At 30.5% G+C, this 20,031-nt stretch carries 13 protein-coding genes and 1 other RNA gene; 9 read left to right on the top strand and 5 right to left on the bottom strand.

Annotated elements, in window-relative coordinates; translation table 11 throughout:
- The first annotated feature begins 260 nt into the window (after window positions 1-260).
- The 4 genes from ACNQF8_RS13970 to drmB are packed head-to-tail and all read left to right on the top strand — an operon-like array spanning window position 261 to window position 8,237.
- Entirely contained in the window at window positions 261-2,705 is a 2,445-nt protein-coding gene (locus ACNQF8_RS13970) for a hypothetical protein (protein ID WP_417953757.1), read from the top strand.
- Window positions 2,695-4,971 carry a hypothetical protein gene (locus ACNQF8_RS13965; RefSeq protein ID WP_417953758.1) on the top strand — a complete coding sequence of 759 codons (2,277 nt, stop codon included), beginning with the start codon at window positions 2,695-2,697 and terminating at the stop codon, window positions 4,969-4,971. The genes ACNQF8_RS13970 and ACNQF8_RS13965 overlap by 11 nt, the downstream gene beginning before the upstream one ends.
- Complete coding sequence (locus ACNQF8_RS13960; RefSeq protein WP_417953759.1) at window positions 4,968-6,302, top strand: helicase-related protein; 1,335 nt, start codon at window positions 4,968-4,970, stop codon at window positions 6,300-6,302. The genes ACNQF8_RS13965 and ACNQF8_RS13960 overlap by 4 nt, the downstream gene beginning before the upstream one ends.
- On the top strand, window positions 6,303-8,237 hold the full coding sequence (drmB, locus tag ACNQF8_RS13955; protein WP_417953760.1) for a DrmB family protein: 1,935 nt from the start codon (window positions 6,303-6,305) through the stop codon (window positions 8,235-8,237). It abuts the gene before it with no gap.
- Window positions 8,238-8,630: 393 nt separating this feature from the next.
- On the opposite strand, the gene ssrA is transcribed toward drmB, so the two are convergent.
- Window positions 8,631-9,027: a transfer-messenger RNA gene (gene ssrA / locus ACNQF8_RS13950) on the bottom strand.
- A 111-nt stretch (window positions 9,028-9,138) separates the two neighbouring features.
- Window positions 9,139-10,338, bottom strand: a complete 1,200-nt coding sequence (locus tag ACNQF8_RS13945; RefSeq protein ID WP_417953761.1) for a serine hydrolase domain-containing protein — start codon at window positions 10,336-10,338, stop codon at window positions 9,139-9,141.
- Window positions 10,339-10,586: 248 nt separating this feature from the next.
- On the opposite strand from ACNQF8_RS13945, the gene ACNQF8_RS13940 reads away from it, so the two are divergent.
- The gene (locus ACNQF8_RS13940; RefSeq protein ID WP_417953762.1) at window positions 10,587-11,789 is read left to right on the top strand and encodes an NAD(P)-dependent oxidoreductase; all 1,203 of its coding nucleotides are present in this window, start codon (window positions 10,587-10,589) and stop codon (window positions 11,787-11,789) included.
- 170 nt (window positions 11,790-11,959) lie between these two features.
- Window positions 11,960-12,967 (top strand): LLM class flavin-dependent oxidoreductase, encoded by a 1,008-nt coding sequence (locus tag ACNQF8_RS13935; protein ID WP_417953763.1) that lies wholly within the window; start codon window positions 11,960-11,962, stop codon window positions 12,965-12,967.
- Between the two features lie 96 nt (window positions 12,968-13,063).
- Here the strand turns inward: ACNQF8_RS13935 and fumC are convergent, their stop codons facing one another.
- On the bottom strand, window positions 13,064-14,461 hold the full coding sequence (fumC, locus tag ACNQF8_RS13930) for a class II fumarate hydratase (RefSeq protein WP_315208276.1): 1,398 nt from the start codon (window positions 14,459-14,461) through the stop codon (window positions 13,064-13,066).
- 259 nt (window positions 14,462-14,720) lie between these two features.
- Between fumC and ACNQF8_RS13925 the strand changes: the two genes are divergently transcribed.
- Entirely contained in the window at window positions 14,721-14,885 is a 165-nt protein-coding gene (locus ACNQF8_RS13925; protein ID WP_099716357.1) for a hypothetical protein, read from the top strand.
- Between the two features lie 123 nt (window positions 14,886-15,008).
- Here the strand turns inward: ACNQF8_RS13925 and ACNQF8_RS13920 are convergent, their stop codons facing one another.
- Both ACNQF8_RS13920 and ACNQF8_RS13915 read right to left on the bottom strand, forming a co-directional pair.
- Window positions 15,009-17,471, bottom strand: coding sequence for a TonB-dependent receptor (locus tag ACNQF8_RS13920; protein ID WP_417983527.1), 2,463 nt, complete (start codon window positions 17,469-17,471; stop codon window positions 15,009-15,011).
- A gap of 98 nt (window positions 17,472-17,569) precedes the next feature.
- Window positions 17,570-17,914 (bottom strand): arsenate reductase family protein, encoded by a 345-nt coding sequence (locus ACNQF8_RS13915; protein ID WP_417952171.1) that lies wholly within the window; start codon window positions 17,912-17,914, stop codon window positions 17,570-17,572.
- A 108-nt stretch (window positions 17,915-18,022) separates the two neighbouring features.
- Between ACNQF8_RS13915 and ACNQF8_RS13910 the strand changes: the two genes are divergently transcribed.
- Together ACNQF8_RS13910 and ACNQF8_RS13905 are read left to right on the top strand one after the other, a co-directional pair.
- Window positions 18,023-18,934: a CPBP family intramembrane glutamic endopeptidase gene (locus ACNQF8_RS13910; RefSeq protein WP_417952170.1), complete on the top strand. Its 912-nt coding sequence runs from the start codon at window positions 18,023-18,025 to the stop codon at window positions 18,932-18,934.
- 37 nt (window positions 18,935-18,971) lie between these two features.
- Window positions 18,972-20,021 carry an AMP-binding protein gene (locus ACNQF8_RS13905; protein WP_417953764.1) on the top strand — a complete coding sequence of 350 codons (1,050 nt, stop codon included), beginning with the start codon at window positions 18,972-18,974 and terminating at the stop codon, window positions 20,019-20,021.
- The last annotated feature ends 10 nt before the right edge of the window (window positions 20,022-20,031 follow it).

Below are 20,031 nucleotides of genomic sequence, written 5' to 3'. Positions count from 1 at the left end.
AGATAAATTAAAATCAACTCATTTTTTAAAAGACAATTCCATTAAACTTTTCGACGGAGGTGATTTAATAAATTTATTCAAAGCCCATAACATTTTCAATCAAGTTTTTAAACTTCAAGACTCTTTAAAATTAGCTGATATTATAAATAAAATTGATGATATAAATAAAATTGTAACTAATGATATTTCTTTTGATGAAACTCAAATCCAATTTCATAAAGCAAATTTTTATCTTGAAATGAAATACCAAAATTGATAACATGAGAATAAATTCTTATTTAGCAGAATTAGCATCAGAAGTAAAATCAAATATTCAAAATGATTTTAATATAAACAATGTAGCTTTTAAAAACTTTTCAAGTTTTGATTATAGCAATTTTTACTTGATTTACAAATACATTTTAAATGAGGTTAAAGAAGACTTTTTTATAAGCATTCCTGAAGATGTGTATAGACCAAAATTCTTTGCTTCTATTTTTCAATCACTTGTGTTGATTAAGTTATTTCAAAATTATTTTTATCACAATAATCATAGACCATTACTTCAAACTGGCGATTTAGTATATGGTAAAATAAAAAATGAAAATAGAATTTTACTTATTAAAGGTGTAGGACCTGAAAAGCTGAGAGTAAATTATAAGTTTCCTGTTGGCATTGAAAAGAGAGCAGAAAATATGGTTATTGATTTCAAAAACCAGACTAAAATTAACCCTAATCTTACTAATGGTAGAAATACTGTAAAATATATAGACACTTACAAGGAATTTCTAAATGAAAATTTTGGTTCTAATTTTCCATTCATTACTAACTTTTCAAAGAGGTCTTTAGTGATTGCTGACACAAAATTTTTTAAAGAAAATGATTCATTACCTGTAAACTATACTAATAAAAAGGGTAAAAATAAAAATGAACTTCCATTCTTTAATTATCTAATCGAATGTTGCAACGATTTTAATACTGCTAAAAAATATCTACTTGACAACGAACACACTTTTGATGAAATTGTAGTTATTGGAGATACTAAGTATCGTGAATGTTTTATTGATATATTACAAGAATGTAAGTGGAAAGGCAAAGTTAATAATGTCATTATAATAGGAACTAATGAACCTTCTACAGAACATGCTTTTAAAAAATGGCTTTGGTCAAATCAAGAAATCAGAATTGCAAATAACGAAAATTATAAAATTATTAGTAAAGAAGTAGTAAAATTTGAAAATCTATATAACGAGCTAATTAATTTTTCATCTTTGATAGAAAAATATAAAACTGAAAAAAGTATTAATCTAACATTCGTTCTCAAATATTTAAACTTTTTCTATAAAATAATTGTAACAGATTCAAACATTTCAAAAGGAATATATCAGGAATATGCCGATAGGTTATTACATTATTTTTCCGGTGATAGTTTTGAAGAGGATTTAAAAAATAATTTCTATAAAAATGATATTTATGACCCTTCTCAAATAAACAAATGTAAGGGAAATATTATTCTTCATTTTAAATCAATTGCTGCTATATTACAAGAGAGAAATCCCAAATGGGAAGTTATAGTACGTAAAAGTAGAGAATTACAAAAATTCTATTTATTGGTTGAGAAAAAGAGTTATGACATTATTAAAAATCAATTACAAAAAAACCGTATCAATAATGTGGTATTAGTAAGTGATAAAAGAATTGACAATAAAATTCTTTATTGGGAAAAATGTTTTAATGATGAGTTTAATACAGAAAATAAAATATTTGTAATTCCTTATTTAAACAATTATGATGTTTTAAATAGGTTGTATGAATTGAAAGGTAAAACAATTGTTTTGTGCTATGAGTACATTGATGAAATTGCATTTGATAAGCTAATCAAAAAAAAGTTGGCTGATGAAGATTCAAGAATTACACATTGTGACAGAAACAGTTTTATTACCACTAAATATTGTTTAAAAGAAGAACCTTCTAAACATAATCCTTTAGATAGTCTTTTTGATTTAGATGTTAATTTGCGTGATAAATCGAATACCTCGAATGAAGAATTAGAATTACCAAAAGATAAAATACTCTATGATATCTTATTTTCAGATGGATCTACTGAAAAGTTTGAATCAACAAAAGGGATTTTCTTGATTGAAAACAATGAACAAATCAAAACTACTATTGGTGAAATATATCTTGGAGCAAAAATTAGATTCTATCAAAACAACAACCCAGAGGTATTTAAAAAAATATTAAAAATATTTGATTCAGAAGGATTATTAAAATCGTTTGATAGTTATTCAGAAAGTTGGAGAATAACTTTGAAAAAGTTATTTGTAAACCACAATAGTATTGAAACACTGCATTCAAAAATATTTGATACTTCTAATAAAATCAATCTTGGAACTTTCAAAAATTATTTTGATAACAATTCGAGTACACGATTTCCAAGGATTAAAGTTTTAAATGCTATAAAAAATCATTGTGAAAGAATTGGTTTAATAAACGAATTGATCGTTACTGATTATGATAAATTCGTGGTTTATTCAAAAAAAGACCACTCTATAAGGCAACAAGCTGGTAGATTGCTAGGAAGTGATTTATTAGACTATATAGCTTCTAATAAAACAGAGAAAAGTGATGCTTTGAAAAAACTTAATGATGAAATAATTGAACAACTAATCGATACGATTGTTGAAAAAGTTATAAAACAAAAAATAATTTCTAATGAAGAATAAGTATAAACAAGAACCAAGATTAATATTTAGAGATACCATACAAAAGAACTTAATTGGTCCAAGTTCTGATATTTTAATTAGTGATGCTGAAAATGAAATCATATCAGATTATCCTTTAAGTAGATACTTTTCGGGTATTGTTTTTCCAGAAAAAATTGTTGACACTATTCAAGATAGTTTTGGATTTGAAAATGAATCAAATGCAAATGCTGAAATAATAGATGATAACATTAAAATTACTAATGATTTAGTCGATAAAAATGACTCTATTCAAGTTGAAGATGATAATGCTGAAAAGAAAGCTAAGGTAAATAGTGATAGCGAATATTCAGAAGCTAATCAATATTTTCCAACAAACTTTGGTTTAACTTTTTGTGTTCCTAATGACCAAAAAGAAATTACAGTTGAGTTCATATACGCTAAATACAAACAATTAAAACCACTTGAAGCTAAAGTTGAAATAACTAAAGAAGATTTTGAGAAATTCACTAGTCATCCATTTAATCCAATAAAACAACATTTAGTGTATGAAGATGGTTTTTTAATATTCAATAGAGAAACATTTGGAAAAAGTGGAATAACTGTCAGAAATTTCAAGAAAACATTTCAAGAACACGAACAACAAAAAGAATTAATAGACTCCATTGGATATAAAAAAGTTGACCTACTACTTGGAAGATTATGGAAACGTTTTCCAAATGAACAAAAAATAATCAAAATTAAACTTGAAGATAAAAACTCAAATGAAGCTATTCCAATTCCATTAGAAGTTGAAGAAGAAACAAAAGAAACGATTACTTGTTTTTATAAAAAAGTATTACAAACAACTCACGGTAAGTTTATTAAAATTTTACTTGCTAACAGATTACAACATTCAAAAAAGAAATTTTCATTCAGTAATGAGAGGTTAAACTCAAAAGCAATGTTTCAAGCCCAAATTAAAGTAAATGGAACAACTTTTTTACCGTACAAACAATTTACTGAAAACAACCCTTTTGATGAAGAATTAAACACAATAAACTTTCAATACAGAGAAGAATTTTCTTTTGCTATTGGTCACGGTTGTGCAGTTCATTGGAATGATGATAAACAACCTACTGAACTTAATACAACTTTCTTACCGGAAGTAGACATCAAGAGTTATAGTAATGAATTTAAAGAAGATTTTCCAGAAGGTTTAAAATCCATTACACAACTAAAAAAGTTATCTATTTGGTCTGATTTGAATGATGATGAAATTATAGATCAACTCTATTTATTCGTAAAAGAATATCAAAAATGGATTGATAAACAAATAACAATTAAAACCACAGATAATTTTCAAAATATTAAAAAAAATATAATTGGAAAACAATCGGAAACATTTGAAAGGCTTATTAAGAATATAGCATTTTTAAAAAATAACGATGATGCATTCAAATCGTTTAAGTTAGCCAATACGGCAATGTTCATTCAAATGTTTGTTTCAAATGAGAAACATTTTGGTAAAAAGAATGTAGAGCTAACAGAAATAGACGAAAATATAAAGTATAACAACCTAGATTATTTTAGAGAGAATACAACTTTCAATCCAAAATACAGACCATTTCAATTAGCTTTTTTTCTTTTAAACCTTGAATCACTAATCAATCCTGATTCTGAAGACAGAAATAATATAGTTGATTTATTGTGGTTTCCAACTGGTGGTGGTAAAACGGAAGCATATTTAGCTTTAACTGCTTTTACAATAATTAGTAGAAGAATTTTAAATCAGGACAACGCTGACGGTGTAGCAGTAATAATGCGTTACACTTTAAGGCTTCTAACAGCCCAACAGTTTGAACGTGCAACAAAACTAATACTCTCATTAGATTTTTTAAAAAAACAATTTAACAATAAAGATGAGTATTATTTTGGTAATACTCCTATTTCAATTGGTATGTGGGTTGGAGCTTCATCAACACCTAATTCGTTTAAAGATGCGTTAGGAATTTATAATAAGATAAATGACAACTTAGTAAAAGCAAATTCAAAAAAAAATTACGATTTACAAAAAGTAAATACTTTTCCAATTGAAAATTGTTCCTGGTGTGGATGTAAGATTATATCAAAAAATAAATTCAATTTCTTTGAACAAGGATACCACGCTACAGCAAATTCATTTAAAGTGAAGTGCATAAATAATGCTTGTACATTCAGTAATGAATTACCAATATATTTTGTAGATGATAAAATTTACCATACTCCACCTACATTACTTTTTGCACAGTGGACAAATTTGCTATGATTTCACATAGAGAAGAAGGGCATAAACTATTTAATTCTCTTGAAAAACATAAACTACCACCCGATTTAATAATACAAGATGAGTTGCACCTATTAAGCGGACCACTCGGTTCCATAACGGGAATATACGAATCTATTGTAGAATTACTATCAACAAAAGGAAATAGAAAGCCTAAAATAATTGCATCAACAGCAACAACAAGAAATACAGCACATCAAGTTGAAATGTTGTACGGTAATAGACAGCTAAACATATTTCCTCCAATGGGATTAAGTTATAATGACAACTTTTTTTCTTTCGTATCTAAAGATAGTACAAGAAAACATATTGGATTTATGCCAACTGGTAAAACAGGACTTAATTCACAAATTCAAATATTAGGGAACTTATTCATTGCACGTATTGAACTATTCAAATATTTAATAGAAAACGAAAAACTAACTCAAGAAGAATGCATCAATAAAATGAACTATTTCTGGACAATTGTTTCATTTTACAATAGTCTAAGAGATGTTGGCAAAATTTATAATAAAGTTCCGGCAGAAATACTTTCATTAATAAAATTACTTCACAGCAGATATAATATAAGTAGAGATAAATATGCATTTAATTGGAAAGGATTACCGTCTCGAACAAAAGAATTGACTAGTCGTATTGAAAGCAATTCAATTAAAAAACTTTTAGATCAGTTAGAACAATTATTTAGCTTAAATAGATATGAAGGAAGAGATTATGTTCATCAAACGGTTGATTTAGTTTTAGCTTCAAATATGTTTTCGGTCGGTATTGATATAAAAAGATTGAATGTAATGTTAATGAATGGGCAATCTAAAAACGTAGCTGAGTATATTCAGGCATCAAGTAGAGTTGGACGTGAAGATATGGGTATAGTGATTAATCTTTTAGATGCAAACCGTTCAAGAGATAAATCCTATTTTGAAAACTATGTAAGTTTCCATAATGCTTACTATAAATATGTAGAACCATTAAGTGTAACACCATTTACAGAAATAGCAGTAGATAAAGTTATGGCAAGTCTCTTAGTTGCTTATGTCAGACACAAAAAAGGATTATATTTAAATAGTCAAGCTAAGGATTTCGATGGTAATATTGATGAGCTAAAAACATTTTTATCTGAAAGAATTAAAAACAAAAAGCAACGTGATTATGCAATAAGTAAACTTGATGAGTATGTAAAAAAATGGATTACAAAAGAAGAAGGACTTACATATAAATTACTTATTCAAAAAATTGCAGACCTAGATGAATGGAGCTTGATGATGTCGATGAGAGAAATTGACACTAATAGTATAATAAAATTAGCAAATTAAATGGGGAAATACGAACAAATACAAACAAGGAAAACCATAAGTGCTTATGGTGGTGTTGGCTCTATTATTGAAACAAGGGATGGTTCAATAATAATAAAACCATTTGATGAATGGCCTTTTTTTATTAGTATTGATGGTAATTTCCAAGAACATAATAACATTGAAGATGTACGTTTTAAAAACAGGTTAAGCAAATATTTTATCAATCTTGAGCGATTGGTAAAAATTCCTGTAAATGATTTGAAAAATGGTTTTCAATTGCAAAATGGAGATGAAAATACAATTGCAGCATCCTATTTTCCAGAATGGTTTTATTGCAGTAGCTGTAACAAATTTGATAAAATTTCAAATTGGAAATATAATTGGTTAAATAATGTTGAAATTAATCATAGAGATAATTTTTTTCCTCCTAAATGTTATAAGTGTTATGCAAGAAACCGAAATAGTAAAAGAAAATTCTTTGACTTGGAACAAGTACGTTTTATTTTAACTGCTCCAAATGGAGATATTGCCGATATTCCTTGGGATAAATGGTCAATGTTAAAAAGACAAAAAAGAGATAATTCAAATAGTGAAAATAAAGAAATTGATACTAATGAAGAAACAATTTCATTATCTAATGTTGAAGTGCCGAGTAATTTAGTTTTAGAATATCGAACCTCTGATAAGTTAGATGATTTAAGTGGTATTAATATTATTGCAAAAAATGATAAAGGAGAAACATTAAATTTTGCCACACTATCAGGTTTATTTAATTTAAGAATTAAAAATCAAGAATTAATTCCAAACACTGAAATAAAAGATATCCTCTTTAAACCAGTTATACGCTCGAGTAATAGTGTTTATTACCCAAATATTTTATCAAGTATATACATTCCAGCAAAAGATGAATTGAATGTATCGAAGATAAAAATGATTAAAGACTTGTTTGAAAAAGGACTTACTTCTGATTTAATTTCAAGCGTATTGTTAGCAACTAATTCATTCTCAATTCAAACAAATACTATACAAAGATTAATTGATAATGATTTTATTGAAAGAGATGCAGAAATAACAAAAAGTGAAAATGAATATCGTTTTGATGAATTTAAATACATTACTGAAAAAGGTAATGATGAAATAAAGGACTTATTGATATTTGATAAAGTAGATTCAAATTGTTTTCAGAATGACTTAATAAAATCCATTTTCAGAATGGATAAAATAAAATTTACATCAGTTCAAACATCTTACACTAGACAAGAACCTATCTCAATTGATACTGCACTAAAAGAAGAAGATATTGAAAGTGATAAAGCTGATGCAATAAGAAAAAAATATACTTCCAAGAAAGGCTTAACTACAAAATATCTTCCTGCTATTGAAAGTTTTGGGGAGGGTATATTTTTTGAATTTGATAATGACATTTTAGATAAATGGATAAATTCAAATGAATTAATTCGTGATAGAGTTCAACCTATAATTAACAACTATCATAATTTTGATTCAGCATTTAATAAAGATATTGAAGTTGATCCTAAGCTAATACTAATTCATACTTTTTCACATTTAATAATCAAGGAATTAGAATATTTATGTGGTTATCCATCAACTTCAATTCAAGAACGTATTTATGTTAGTGAAAACCCAAATATGAATGGTGTATTAATCTACACAATAGCAGGTTCAGAGGGTAGTTATGGTGGATTAACTTCATTATGTGATGACAGCAAAATTGGCAAATTAATTCAATCAGCTTTAACAAGAGCAAAAGATTGTGCTACAGACCCAATATGTTATCACACAGCAGGACAAGGTGTAGGTAATCTGAACTTATCAGCTTGTTTTAGTTGTTTACTATTACCTGAAACATCTTGTGAATTATTCAATAGCTTTTTAGATAGAAGACTATTAATTGATGATGAATATGGTTACTTTAAGAGAATTTATAGATAACTTGATATTAAAAAGAAAACATACTATTTTAAAATTAGTATAATATACATTAACAATAATATAATGCTAGAAACAATTAGTTTTAAGGATATGCAAAAAAATTAATAGTTATGACTTTTTTGTTTTCACCATTATCTCATTTACCTATCCAAAATTTTCATTTAGTCCAAGTATTCGAAAAAAAGGTATTAGCTGATGTTGATAGTTGTTTCTTAAATTAACGAGACTAAACCTATGTTGCTTGAATAAAAAAAAATAAAAAATATCTAAGGGTGATACTAACGATTGCTCTACGGTAAAGCATTAAAAAAAATGATATTAACATGTATTGTTGTCAACTTAATTGTCAACTAAAAATAAAAAACCTTGTAATTCAATCGATTACAAGGTTTTCTGTGGAGTCGCCGGGAATCGAACCCGGGTCCAAACAAGCAACTAAAAAGCTTTCTACGCGCTTATTTCCTGATTGGGTTTTCGATAGTGTGCTAGGCCAGAAACAGCCACACAATACTTATCTTCTTAATTTCGAAATCCACCCGAAGCTTATGGAAATCTAGGTTTAAATTTACGATTCACCTTTATCGACCGCTATAAACCAAAGCTTTCGAGGTAAATCCTGCTTCCCTATCTGATAGGGACGAGGCTAATCCTACTATGATTCAGATTATGCAGCAAGAGCGTAGTTTCCTTCGCCGTGTATGTGTTTTGAAACCTTTTATTAACGAGAATTGTCCCAGTTCTCGACGTGCTTACTTCTCAATTCGACTTGCTGTCAAAACCAGTCGACCCCTTTTTTATTTCAAAACCCAAAATTTGAATTTTGAGTTTGCAAATGTACACTTTTAAACTTGAATTAGTACTGCTAAACTTCTAACACTATTTCAAAAATCATTCCTAAATGCTATTCATCACTTATTTTGAACGGATAATCACCAAATAAAACAGCTAACTTCCTTACATCGTATGTTTTTCGGGTAAACTTATTGGATAACGCAATAATGGTAACGCTTTCTTTTTTCAAGGTAATGTATGATGAGGTATTGCCATGCCACCAACCATTATGAAAATAAAAGTTTTGACCCGTCTCCCAGTTGATCATTCTGATACCAAGGCCGTAATTTTTTGTCCCTTTGCGTTCATTGCTATATCCTTTATATACTAGACTTAGCAACTTTGGTGTTAGGAAAGTGGAACTATTTCTTGCTCTATCAAATTTTAATAAATCACGAGGTGTAGAGTAGATGTTTTTATCTCCATAAATAGCATCTAAATAATCCTTACCAATTTCCACTTTATTGCCTTTATAGGAAGTAACAGCAGTGTCTTTATCCCTTTCATAATCAAAAACATAGGTGTTTTTCATGCCCAATGGTTCAAAAATGATTTGTTTCATGGCATCTTTGTAAGGGAGTTTTGTAATCTTTTCAATAATTAATGCCAACATGGCATAATTAGTATTACAATAACTAAAACGAGTGTCGGTTTTGAATTCTAAGCCAATATCCTTTGTGGCCATGATAGTCAGGATATCTTGATTGGTCAATATGTTGTGTCTATCCCAGATGGTTTTGTCACGATCCGTAAAATAGGCATAATTACGCATACCACTTCTGTGATTTAACAATGTTTGTATCGTAACATCCGGATACGGAAACTCTTTCAAGATGGTATTTACCTTTTGATCTAAGTCAAGTCTTTTAGCATTTACGAGTTTTAAAATTGCAGTTGCCGTAATCACTTTGCTCACAGACGCTATGTGGAGCGGAGTAGATTTAGTAATTAATGTTTTGTCTCTAAAATTAGAGTAGCCTTCGTATTTTTCATAAATAATTTGACCATTTTTAGCAACTAGAAAACTTCCGTTTGCACTATTGTTTGGCCAGTTTTTTTTATAAAAAGAGTCAATGGATATCTTTTTTGAATTAATGTATTCGGCAGTTAGTTTTGTCTCCGGTTCACTTAACGGCTTCATCTTAGGTAATGTACTCTTTGGGAGCTGAGCATCATTTAATTCTATTTTCTTTTTCTCTTTATTGCAAGAACTTAAAACCAAAAAGAGGAGGAATATATGTAGTATATTTGTTTTTTTTATAAAATTCATTTCAGTAGGGCTATAAGGGCAAATATATAGAAACAATGTGCTTTGATGAGGTTTTTTTCTGAAACCTTAACACTATTTTATCAGTACAAGAGAACGCTATTTTTGTATTATTTTGGGGTTCAGCTAATAATAGTTTCTTGCTGGTTTATTTTCTAAAAAAAATAAATTGAATTTAGTTTAAATTGTTATATTTGTAACAAATAAACCAAATAAAGTTATAATAAGACAAATCAAAAGCATTAATAAATATGAGATTCGGAATTTTAAAAGAAAGAAAAAACCCGCCTGACAGAAGAGTTATTTTCTCACCAGATGAATTGGCCAGATTAAAACAGCTGTATCAAGGTGCTTCTATAAAAGTAGAAAGTTCCGACATTAGGGTTTTTACAGATGAACAATATAAAAACTTAGGCATTGAAGTGGCTAATGATATCAGTGATTGTGATGTTTTATTTGGAGTTAAAGAAGTTCCTGTAGAAAATTTAATTCCTAATAAAGCCTATTTCTTTTTTTCGCATACCATAAAAAAACAACCTTACAATAGAAAATTATTGCAAGCCGTTTTAGAAAAAAACATTGATTTATATGATCATGAAACCATTGTAGATTCTCATAATCGCAGGTTAATTGGTTTTGGACGTTATGCGGGAATTGTGGGTGCTTATAATAGCATTCGCGCTTTTGGAATAAAATTCGAATTATTTAAATTACCAAAAGCAGAAACACTATCTGGTAAAGAAGCCTTAATCGCACATTTAAAACGAGTGGTTTTGCCTCCATTGAAATTTGTAATTACTGGAACAGGAAAAGTGGGTAACGGTGCAAAAGAGATTTTGGACGCCATAAAAATAAAAGAAGTTTCAGTTGAAAATTATTTGACAAAGAACTACACACAACCCGTTTACACTCAGATTGATGTTTTAGAATACAACAAACGTAAAGACGGACAAGTATTAGATTTCACGGATTTTTATGATAACCCACTGGAATACGTTTCTGATTTTGAGCGATTTACTAAAGTTTCGGATGTTTATATTACAGGACATTTTCATGCCAATGAAGCTCCAGTAATTTTGACCCGTGAAATGCTTCAATCCAAAGATTGTAAAATTAAGATTGTTGCTGATGTTTCCTGTGATGTCAATGGTCCAATAGCCTGCACGCTTAGATCATCAACAATTGCAGAACCTTTATACGGGTATTTGCCAAGTGAAGATAAAGAAGTTGATGTTTTTCATCCTGCGGCAATTGTGGTGATGGCAGTTGATAATTTACCTTGTGAGTTGCCAAAAGACGCTAGTGAAGGATTTGGAGAAATGTTCATGGAGCATGTAATTCCTGCATTTTTCAACGGCGATAAAGATGGAATCTTGCAAAGAGCCAAAATAACTGAAAATGGAAAACTGACTCCAAGATTTAGTTATTTACAAGATTACGTTGATGGGAAATAAATCCTTTTCTTTATAAATAGTAAACCTGCAATATAACGTTGCAGGTTTTTTTATGGAAATTTATTGGCTAACAATTAGCTTCATTTTAAAATATTATAAATCAATTAACACCTCAGAATTTAAGGACTTTGTGTAATTGCCTAATTTTGTTCAAAATTTAGAAATTTATAATGACTAAAAATATTCCAATTTCACTTCTTGAATTAGCAATAATTACCGAAAATAGCAATGCAAGCGAAACATTACAAAAAACAAAAGCGTTAGCGCAACTGGCAGACAGTTTAGGGTACAGCCGTTTTTGGTTGGCCGAACATCATAATATGGCACACGTTGCGAGTTCTGCCACGGTAGTTCTGATAGGTTATATTGCCAGTCAAACGCAAAATATCCGTGTGGGTTCCGGTGGTATCATGTTGCCGAATCATGCTCCGTTAATTATTGCAGAACAATTTGGTACGCTCGAAATACTATATCCCAATAGAATTGATTTAGGATTAGGAAGAGCACCAGGAACAGATGGGTTAACCGCACAAGCGATTCGAAAAGATTTCTTTGAACAATCACAACGATTCCCTCAAAATGTTGCCGCGCTACAGGAATTTTTCTCGGAGGATAATGCTACTGCAAAAGTGCGTGCTTTTCCTGCCGAAGGAACTAATGTTCCCATTTGGATTTTAGGTTCAAGTATGGATAGTGCTGCTTTAGCTGCTGCCAATGGATTGCCTTATGCCTTTGCAGGACATTTTGCACCAAAACAAATGTATCAGGCATTTCAATTTTACCGAGATAATTTTGAACCATCGGAGTATTTAGACCAACCCAAAACGATGGCATGTGTAAATGCAATAGCCGCGGATACGGATGAAGAGGCCGAAAAATTATCCACCAGTTTGACTCAAATGTTCTTGAATTTGATTCGGAATGATAGAAAACCATTACAACCGCCAGTTGATTCTCTAGATGGGATTATGCGTGAAGAAGAACATTTTCATGTCAATCAAATGACTGCTTGTTCTTTTGTAGGAAGCAAAGAAAAATTAGTTGTAGAATTAAAACAATTTATCGAGTATACACAAATTGATGAATTGATGATTACCAGCCCAATTTTTAATCATGAAGATAAATTGAAGAGTATTCGAATAATGAAAGAAATAATGGATACAATTAATAAGAAATAGCATTTGATAGCTTTTTAAAAACAAAAAAATCCCTGCAATTTACATTGCAGGGATTTTTATAGAACTCATAATTAACAATTCATCATTGATAATTAGTTATTTAAGGCTTCCCACCATATCTTCGGGTTTAACCCAAGCATCAAAATCTTCTGGAGTTACGTATCCTAAACGTACTGCTTCTTCTTTTAATGTTGTTCCGTTTTTATGTGCAGTTTGAGCAATTTCAGCTGACTTGTAATATCCTATTTTAGTATTCAAAGCTGTAACTAACATCAATGAATTGTCAACCAATTCCTTGATACGTTTATAGTTAGGTTCAATACCTTGTGCACAATGTTCGTCAAATGACATACAAGCGTCACCTAATAATCGTGCTGATTGCAAGAAGTTTGCAGCCATCAATGGTTTGAAAACATTCAATTCATAATGTCCTTGCATTCCTCCAACAGATATTGCAACATCATTCCCCATAACTTGTGCGCAAACCATAGTCAATGCTTCACATTGTGTTGGGTTTACTTTTCCTGGCATGATAGAAGAACCTGGCTCGTTTTCAGGAATAAGGATTTCTCCAATTCCTGAACGTGGTCCAGAAGCTAACATACGTACATCATTGGCAATTTTATTCAATGAAACTGCTAGTTGTTTTAAGGCTCCGTGTGTTTCTACGATGGCATCGTGTGCTGCCAAAGCTTCAAATTTATTTTCGGCAGTTACAAATGGATGTCCCGTAAATTCAGCAATATATTCTGCTACTTTTACGTCATATCCTTCTGGGGTGTTTAATCCGGTTCCTACTGCAGTTCCTCCTAAAGCCACTTCTGATAAGTGTGCCAAAGTATTTTTAACCGCTTTCAAACCGTAGTTCAACTGCGCTACATATCCTGAAATTTCCTGTCCTAATGTAAGTGGTGTAGCATCCATTAAATGCGTACGACCTATTTTTACCACATTATTGAATTCAACTGCTTTTGCATGAAGTGTATCTCTTAGTTTTTCAACTCCGGGAATGGTAACTTCAACAACTGCTTTATAGGCTGCAATGTGCATTCCGGTAGGAAAGGTGTCATTTGAAGATTGTGATTTATTCACATCGTCATTGGCTTTAATGAATTGTTCGCCTTCGCCAATGTTGAATCCTTTAAGAACTTGAGCACGATTAGCAACAACTTCATTTACGTTCATGTTACTTTGTGTACCTGAACCCGTTTGCCAAATCACTAATGGGAATTCGTTATCTAATTTTCCAGCTAGAATTTCGTCACAAACAGCACCAATAGCATCGCGTTTTTCGACTGGTAAAACACCTAAATCACAATTAGCATAAGCCGCTGCTTTTTTAAGATAAGCAAAACCTTCAATAATTTCTTTTGGCATGGAAGCCGATGGACCTATTTTGAAGTTGTTTCTTGAACGTTCTGTTTGTGCGCCCCAATATTTATCAGCTGGAACTTGCACTTCACCCATGGTGTCTTTTTCTATTCTGAATTTCATTTCTTGTTATTTAAAAATAATTATGTCGTTTAATACGTTTTAGCCCCGATGATCCCGAAGCTTCGGGAGAAATCCTTTTCTTTTTTCTGTCAAAAAGAAAAGATTAGAGTGTACAGCGGGAAACAGCTCCAAATTCTGAGCTCAAAAATACGGATAATTCCTTTTTTATAAAAATTGATTGGTAGTTTTTATGTTTTTTTATTGGTACGAAAAGGAATTAAACTTACATTTGTGGCTACATTCAAAAATTCCGGAAAACATGTTTGAATTTTCACAGTACTTAGGCTTTTTACTTTTCTTAACCATTCTTACTATAGGATTTTGGTTGATGTTTTTTCTTGTAGGTTTCGTTCAATATTGGATTGGTGGAGCTTTATGGGAAAGATATAAAGAAAGAAAAGCGAAGAAAGAACAATCAGTTTAATCTGTTTGTTAAATAAAAAAAGGACTCATTTTCATGGGCCCTTTTTTTTATGCTTTATACGATCTGTTATTTTACTTTTTGACTAAAAAGAAAAAGGACCCGTTTTCACGAGTCCTTATTTTTTTATCCTTGATAATCTCCTTCATTTTCACCTTGATTTCGCTTAGGTTGTTGCTCTCTTTCGTTTTTCTGTTTGTTAAAACGATATGTGAATGATAAGCTGAACTGCCTTTCTCTCCATTGCATTTCGCTGTATGAGCTTACTATTCCAGGAAGATTACTTTCCATGATTCTTTTTCTGGAATTGAATACATCACTTACGTTGAATGAAAGCGTTCCTTTATCTTTTAATACGTCTTTACTGAATGCTATGTTTGCTGCAAAAATACCTAAGCTTCTTCCTTGTGCATTATTTTGCGGACCATTATACGTTGCATTTGTCTGCCAGTCGATTTTGTATGGCAATGTGATTTTAGATGTTAGTCTTGTAGACCATGAAGTTGCTACGTTATCAAAATTTTGTACAATTTCATTATTGTTAAAATCTGTATAGGTAAAATCTCCTTGTGTTTCATTTCTGAAGAAATTGAAATTACTGTTTAATTTCCACCATTTGTATGGAGAATAGTTTAATGTAAATTCAAATCCTGTTCTATATTCAGTTGCCAAGTTGATTGGAGAACTGATTAAGATAGGTGTTCCGTTAATAAAATCACCTGATTCTCTTCTTGCAAATTGAAAAACATCAGTAGTTTTATTTACATATAAGGAAGTATTGAAGGTTAATTTGTCCCATCTTTTGATGTAACCAAAATCAATAGCATCTGAAAACGCTGGATCTAAATCTGGATTTCCAACAAAAATATTGATGTTACTTGATAAGTTACTGAACGGATTCAACATTCTTCCTCTTGGTCTTTGAATTCTTCGGCTGTAGCTTAAAGAAGCGCTGCTTTTATCTGATATTTCATAAGTGAAGAAAGCACTTGGGAAAAAGTTATTGTATTTTTTAGTGTTGAAATCATTGGTTGCTAATTGATTGATTTCAATATTAGAATCCTCAAAACGCAAACCAAATAAAGCTGAAAATTTATTGATTTTTACTCCGTATTGGGTGTAAAGCGCATTTACTTTCTCCTTGTATTCTAATGTATTTGTAAAGTTTTCATTGATTACTCCGTCATTTTCAACTCTGTAATCTGTAAGTAATTCTGAGAAATCACCACGGTAACCTGCTTCAAACTGACTTCCTTTTCCAAGAGGTAAAACATAATCCATTTGAAGTAAATTTCTGCTTTGAGTTTGATTGTTGATGGTATTGTCAAATTTTACCACACTTGTATTTGTGGCTGTATCTGTAATTAGCGCATCGTTGATGTCATCATTAGTTGAGAAGGAACCGTCAAATGTTAATTTATGACCGTCTTTTTTAAATTTCTTAGTGAAGTTTGTTGCAAATTCTACGTTTTCACTGTCGCTATTTTCTAAATTGATACGATTACGGGTGTAGTCATAATTAAATCCTGAATCATAATTATTTTGGAAAACGTTATCAACGTTGTTACCATTACTTTTTCGGTAGTTGAAGGTATTGGTCCAGGAAATGCTTTCGCTTAGATACCATTCCATTCCAAAGTTTCCATTATACCCTTTGTTATCTCTTTCGTTATCTCTAGTTTCATTTACATAATTTCGAGTTGAATTATCAGCGTTTAAATATCTTGAATCTGTAAATGCATTTCCAGGATTGCTACGATCATTGTATCCTTGAGTAGTAAAAAGATTAAAGTTCTTAGATTTATAGTTTAAAGTACCGCTTAAACCGTACGTTTCAGGATATCCTGTTGAAGCTATAAAAGTTCCATTTAAACCTTGATTTTTTCCTTTTTTCAAGATAATATTTAATAAACCACCACCACCTTCGGCATCATATCGTGCAGATGGATTAGTAATAACTTCTACTTTGTCAATTGCATCGGCTGGAATTAATCGCAAGGCTTCAGCAATATTAATAGCATTTGAAGGCTTGCCATCAATAAGAACTCTAACATTTTCATTTCCACGTAGGCTTACATTTCCTTCGACATCCACAGCTACAGAAGGGATGTTGTCTAAAACATCACTTACAGTTCCTCCTTTTACCATAAGGTCACTACCCACATTGTAAACTTTTTTATCTAATTTTATTTCAACAGTTGTTTTCTCAGAACGAATAACTACTTCATTCAATTGATTCGCATCCTCATCTAAACTGATTAAACCTAAACTAGTACTTTTTTGAAGGTTCTTTTGTTTAATTTCGCTTACTTTAAATGATATAAACTCAATTTTTATATCATAAACTCCCGGTTTAATCTCAATATCAAATTCCCCATTTGGATTTGTAATTCCACCAGCAACTGGTTTTGGATTGTTTGGAATTAAAAAAGTAATTGTTGCGTATTCAAGTGGTTGTTTGCTTATTTTCTCAATTACCTTACCTGTTATTTTAATTTTTGGAATTGCAGGGCCTTGTGGAGCTTGCGCAAAACTGAACAGGGTCGTAAAAAAGAGAACAAGAATTAAAACGGATTTCATTTTTTTCATTTTTTAAAAACTTTGGTTACAAACTTTAGATTGTAAAAGTAGGATTTGGTTTAATACTACAAATCACAAAAAAATGTTAATTACAGCAACCCAGTTTTTTATAAAATAAATGATTCCACTTTTTCTAAATCACGCCCTATTATTGCTGATTTTCCATTAATTACAATAGGTCTTTCAATTAGAATTGGATTAGAAATCATGGCTAGAATAATTTGTTCATCAGTCAAATTTTGGTTTTTAAAATTTTCTATCCAAATTTTTTCTTTTTGACGAACTAATTCAATTGGTTTCATGTTTAATTTTTCGATAATAGCAGACAGTTCTTCAAATGAAGGAGGGGTAGTCAGATAATTGATGACTTCAAACTCTTTTTTTGAGTTTTCCACAAATGCGAGACAATTTCTGGATTTTCCACAGCGTGAATTATGGTATATTTGTATCATATGTATTAATATTGGATTATTGTAAATGGGTATTTCAAGAATTAGTATTGATGTAACAAAAGTACTATTTGCTCAACTAATTAATTATAAAAATAAAACGAAAAATAGATGTTTATAGAACAAGGAATAAAATCAGATAATAAGTTTTGGAAATATATTTTAGGTTCGTTCATAATAATTTGTGCTTCATTTGTGGGGCAGTTGCCGCTTTTGATAGGCGTTTTATACGAAACAATGTATAATGGAAAGCCTTATCCAACAAGTAATGAAGCGGTAATGCGTTTTTTTGACTCTAATCTGACTTTGTTTTTAATACTGATTTCATTTGTTTTTATTATGCTTGGCATTGTGTTAGTCGTCCGTAATTTTCACGGACAAACGATGCTTTCAGTAACAACATCAAGAGCTAAAATAGATTGGAAAAGAGTTGGATTTTCTTTTATGATTTGGTCGGTTTTTACAATTGTATCCACGTTACTTTTTTATTTTTCTAATCCCAGTGATTTTGTTGTCAATTTTAAACCAATTCCATTTGCAATATTAGTGGCAATAGGAGTGCTTCTAATTCCTATTCAAACCAGTTCCGAAGAATATATTTTTAGAGGATATTTAATGCAGGGATTCGCTAATCTTGCCCAGAATAAATGGTTTCCTTTATTGATGACTTCGGTTATCTTTGGAGGAATGCATATTTTTAATCCTGAAGTAGCTAAAATAGGGTATATAGTACTTGTTTATTACATAGGAACTGGGCTTTTACTGGGAATTATTACGTTGATGGATGAAGGAATGGAACTGGCTTTAGGATTCCATGCTGCCAATAATTTAGTGGGTGCTTTACTCGTTACATCAGATTGGTCTGCATTTCAAACCAATTCTATTTTTAAAGATATTTCGGATCCCTCAGCCGGATTAGATGTTATACTGCCGGTAGTTCTTATTTACCCAATACTTTTATTTATCTTTAGTAAAAAATACAATTGGACTAATTGGAAAGAAAAATTAACTGGAAATATTTAAACAATAAAACTGTTCAATAATTTAAAATAAACCTATCATGATCGATACAATAACATATCATAATGTCCACAATCTATTTAAACTAAATGGGTTTCATCTGAATCGAAATGATTTATGCAGAGTTGCGTACAGTTTTATAAAAGAGGGAGAAGAATTCGAAAAATCAGTGGGAGACTTTATACTCGATTGGTTTGATAACAAATTGTATATTGAAATGAATACTTCCGGTACTACAGGAACCCCTAAATTGATTCGTGTCGATAAACAAGCTATGGTCAATTCCGCCATTGCAACTGGGGATTTTTTCGATTTAAAACCCGGAGATAAAGCACTACATTGTTTGCCTACTAAATATATCGCTGGAAAAATGATGTTTGTAAGGGGTTTTATTTTGGGTCTTGATGTTGATTTTGTTGCTCCAAGTTCTCATCCTATGATGCAAAATGATACCAAATATGATTTTGTAGCGATGGTTCCTTTACAAGCTCAAAACTCTTTATCACAATTGAAGAATGTAAAAAAGATGATTGTTGGAGGTGCAAAAATGAGCAATACTCTTGAAAAAGGACTCTCTAAATTGAAAACAAAAGTGTATGAAACCTATGGTATGACTGAGACCATTACTCATATTGCAGCTAAGAAAATAGGAGAGGAGGCTTTTTCAATTTTACCAAATATTAAAATTAGCCAAGATGACAGAAATTGTCTAGTGATTGACGCTTTTAAAATTTCAAATGATTCGATTGTTACAAATGATTTAGTGGAACTTTTAGGTGAAAATCAATTTGTTTTTTTAGGACGTATTGATAACGTAATAAATAGTGGTGGAATCAAATTAATTCCTGAAAAAATAGAAGATAAGTTATCCGATAAAATTAACTCAAGATTTTTTGTAGCTGGAAAACAGGATGTTGTTTTGGGTGAAAAATTAGTTATTGTTATTGAAGGGGAACAACAAATATTGGATGAAACTATTTTTGATGGTTTAGATAAATATGAAAAACCGAAAGAAGTATTTTATGTTTCTAAATTTAGTGAAACCGAAAGTGGAAAGATTAAACGCAAAGAAATTGTAGAAAGTATTTAAATTGTTTTAA

The organism is Flavobacterium labens (assembly GCF_048286755.1).
Lineage (GTDB): Bacteria > Bacteroidota > Bacteroidia > Flavobacteriales > Flavobacteriaceae > Flavobacterium.
Note: the sequence above shows the minus strand (reverse complement) of the source record. Positions and strands in the feature narration are given on the sequence as shown.

Bases quoted from the DNA above. Each gene is read 5' to 3' on its own strand.
- ACNQF8_RS13905 (WP_417953764.1), top strand. From the start codon at position 18,972: ATGATCGATACAATAACATATCATAATGTCCACAATCTATTTAAACTA.
- drmB (WP_417953760.1), top strand. From the start codon at position 6,303: ATGGGGAAATACGAACAAATACAAACAAGGAAAACCATAAGTGCTTAT.
- fumC (WP_315208276.1), bottom strand. From the start codon at position 14,461: ATGAAATTCAGAATAGAAAAAGACACCATGGGTGAAGTGCAAGTTCCA.
- ACNQF8_RS13910 (WP_417952170.1), top strand. From the start codon at position 18,023: ATGTTTATAGAACAAGGAATAAAATCAGATAATAAGTTTTGGAAATAT.
- ACNQF8_RS13965 (WP_417953758.1), top strand. From the start codon at position 2,695: ATGAAGAATAAGTATAAACAAGAACCAAGATTAATATTTAGAGATACC.
- ACNQF8_RS13920 (WP_417983527.1), bottom strand. From the start codon at position 17,471: ATGAAAAAAATGAAATCCGTTTTAATTCTTGTTCTCTTTTTTACGACC.
- ACNQF8_RS13940 (WP_417953762.1), top strand. From the start codon at position 10,587: ATGAGATTCGGAATTTTAAAAGAAAGAAAAAACCCGCCTGACAGAAGA.
- ACNQF8_RS13935 (WP_417953763.1), top strand. From the start codon at position 11,960: ATGACTAAAAATATTCCAATTTCACTTCTTGAATTAGCAATAATTACC.
- ACNQF8_RS13915 (WP_417952171.1), bottom strand. From the start codon at position 17,914: ATGATACAAATATACCATAATTCACGCTGTGGAAAATCCAGAAATTGT.
- ACNQF8_RS13970 (WP_417953757.1), top strand. From the start codon at position 261: ATGAGAATAAATTCTTATTTAGCAGAATTAGCATCAGAAGTAAAATCA.
- ACNQF8_RS13960 (WP_417953759.1), top strand. From the start codon at position 4,968: ATGATTTCACATAGAGAAGAAGGGCATAAACTATTTAATTCTCTTGAA.
- ACNQF8_RS13945 (WP_417953761.1), bottom strand. From the start codon at position 10,338: ATGAATTTTATAAAAAAAACAAATATACTACATATATTCCTCCTCTTT.
- ACNQF8_RS13925 (WP_099716357.1), top strand. From the start codon at position 14,721: ATGTTTGAATTTTCACAGTACTTAGGCTTTTTACTTTTCTTAACCATT.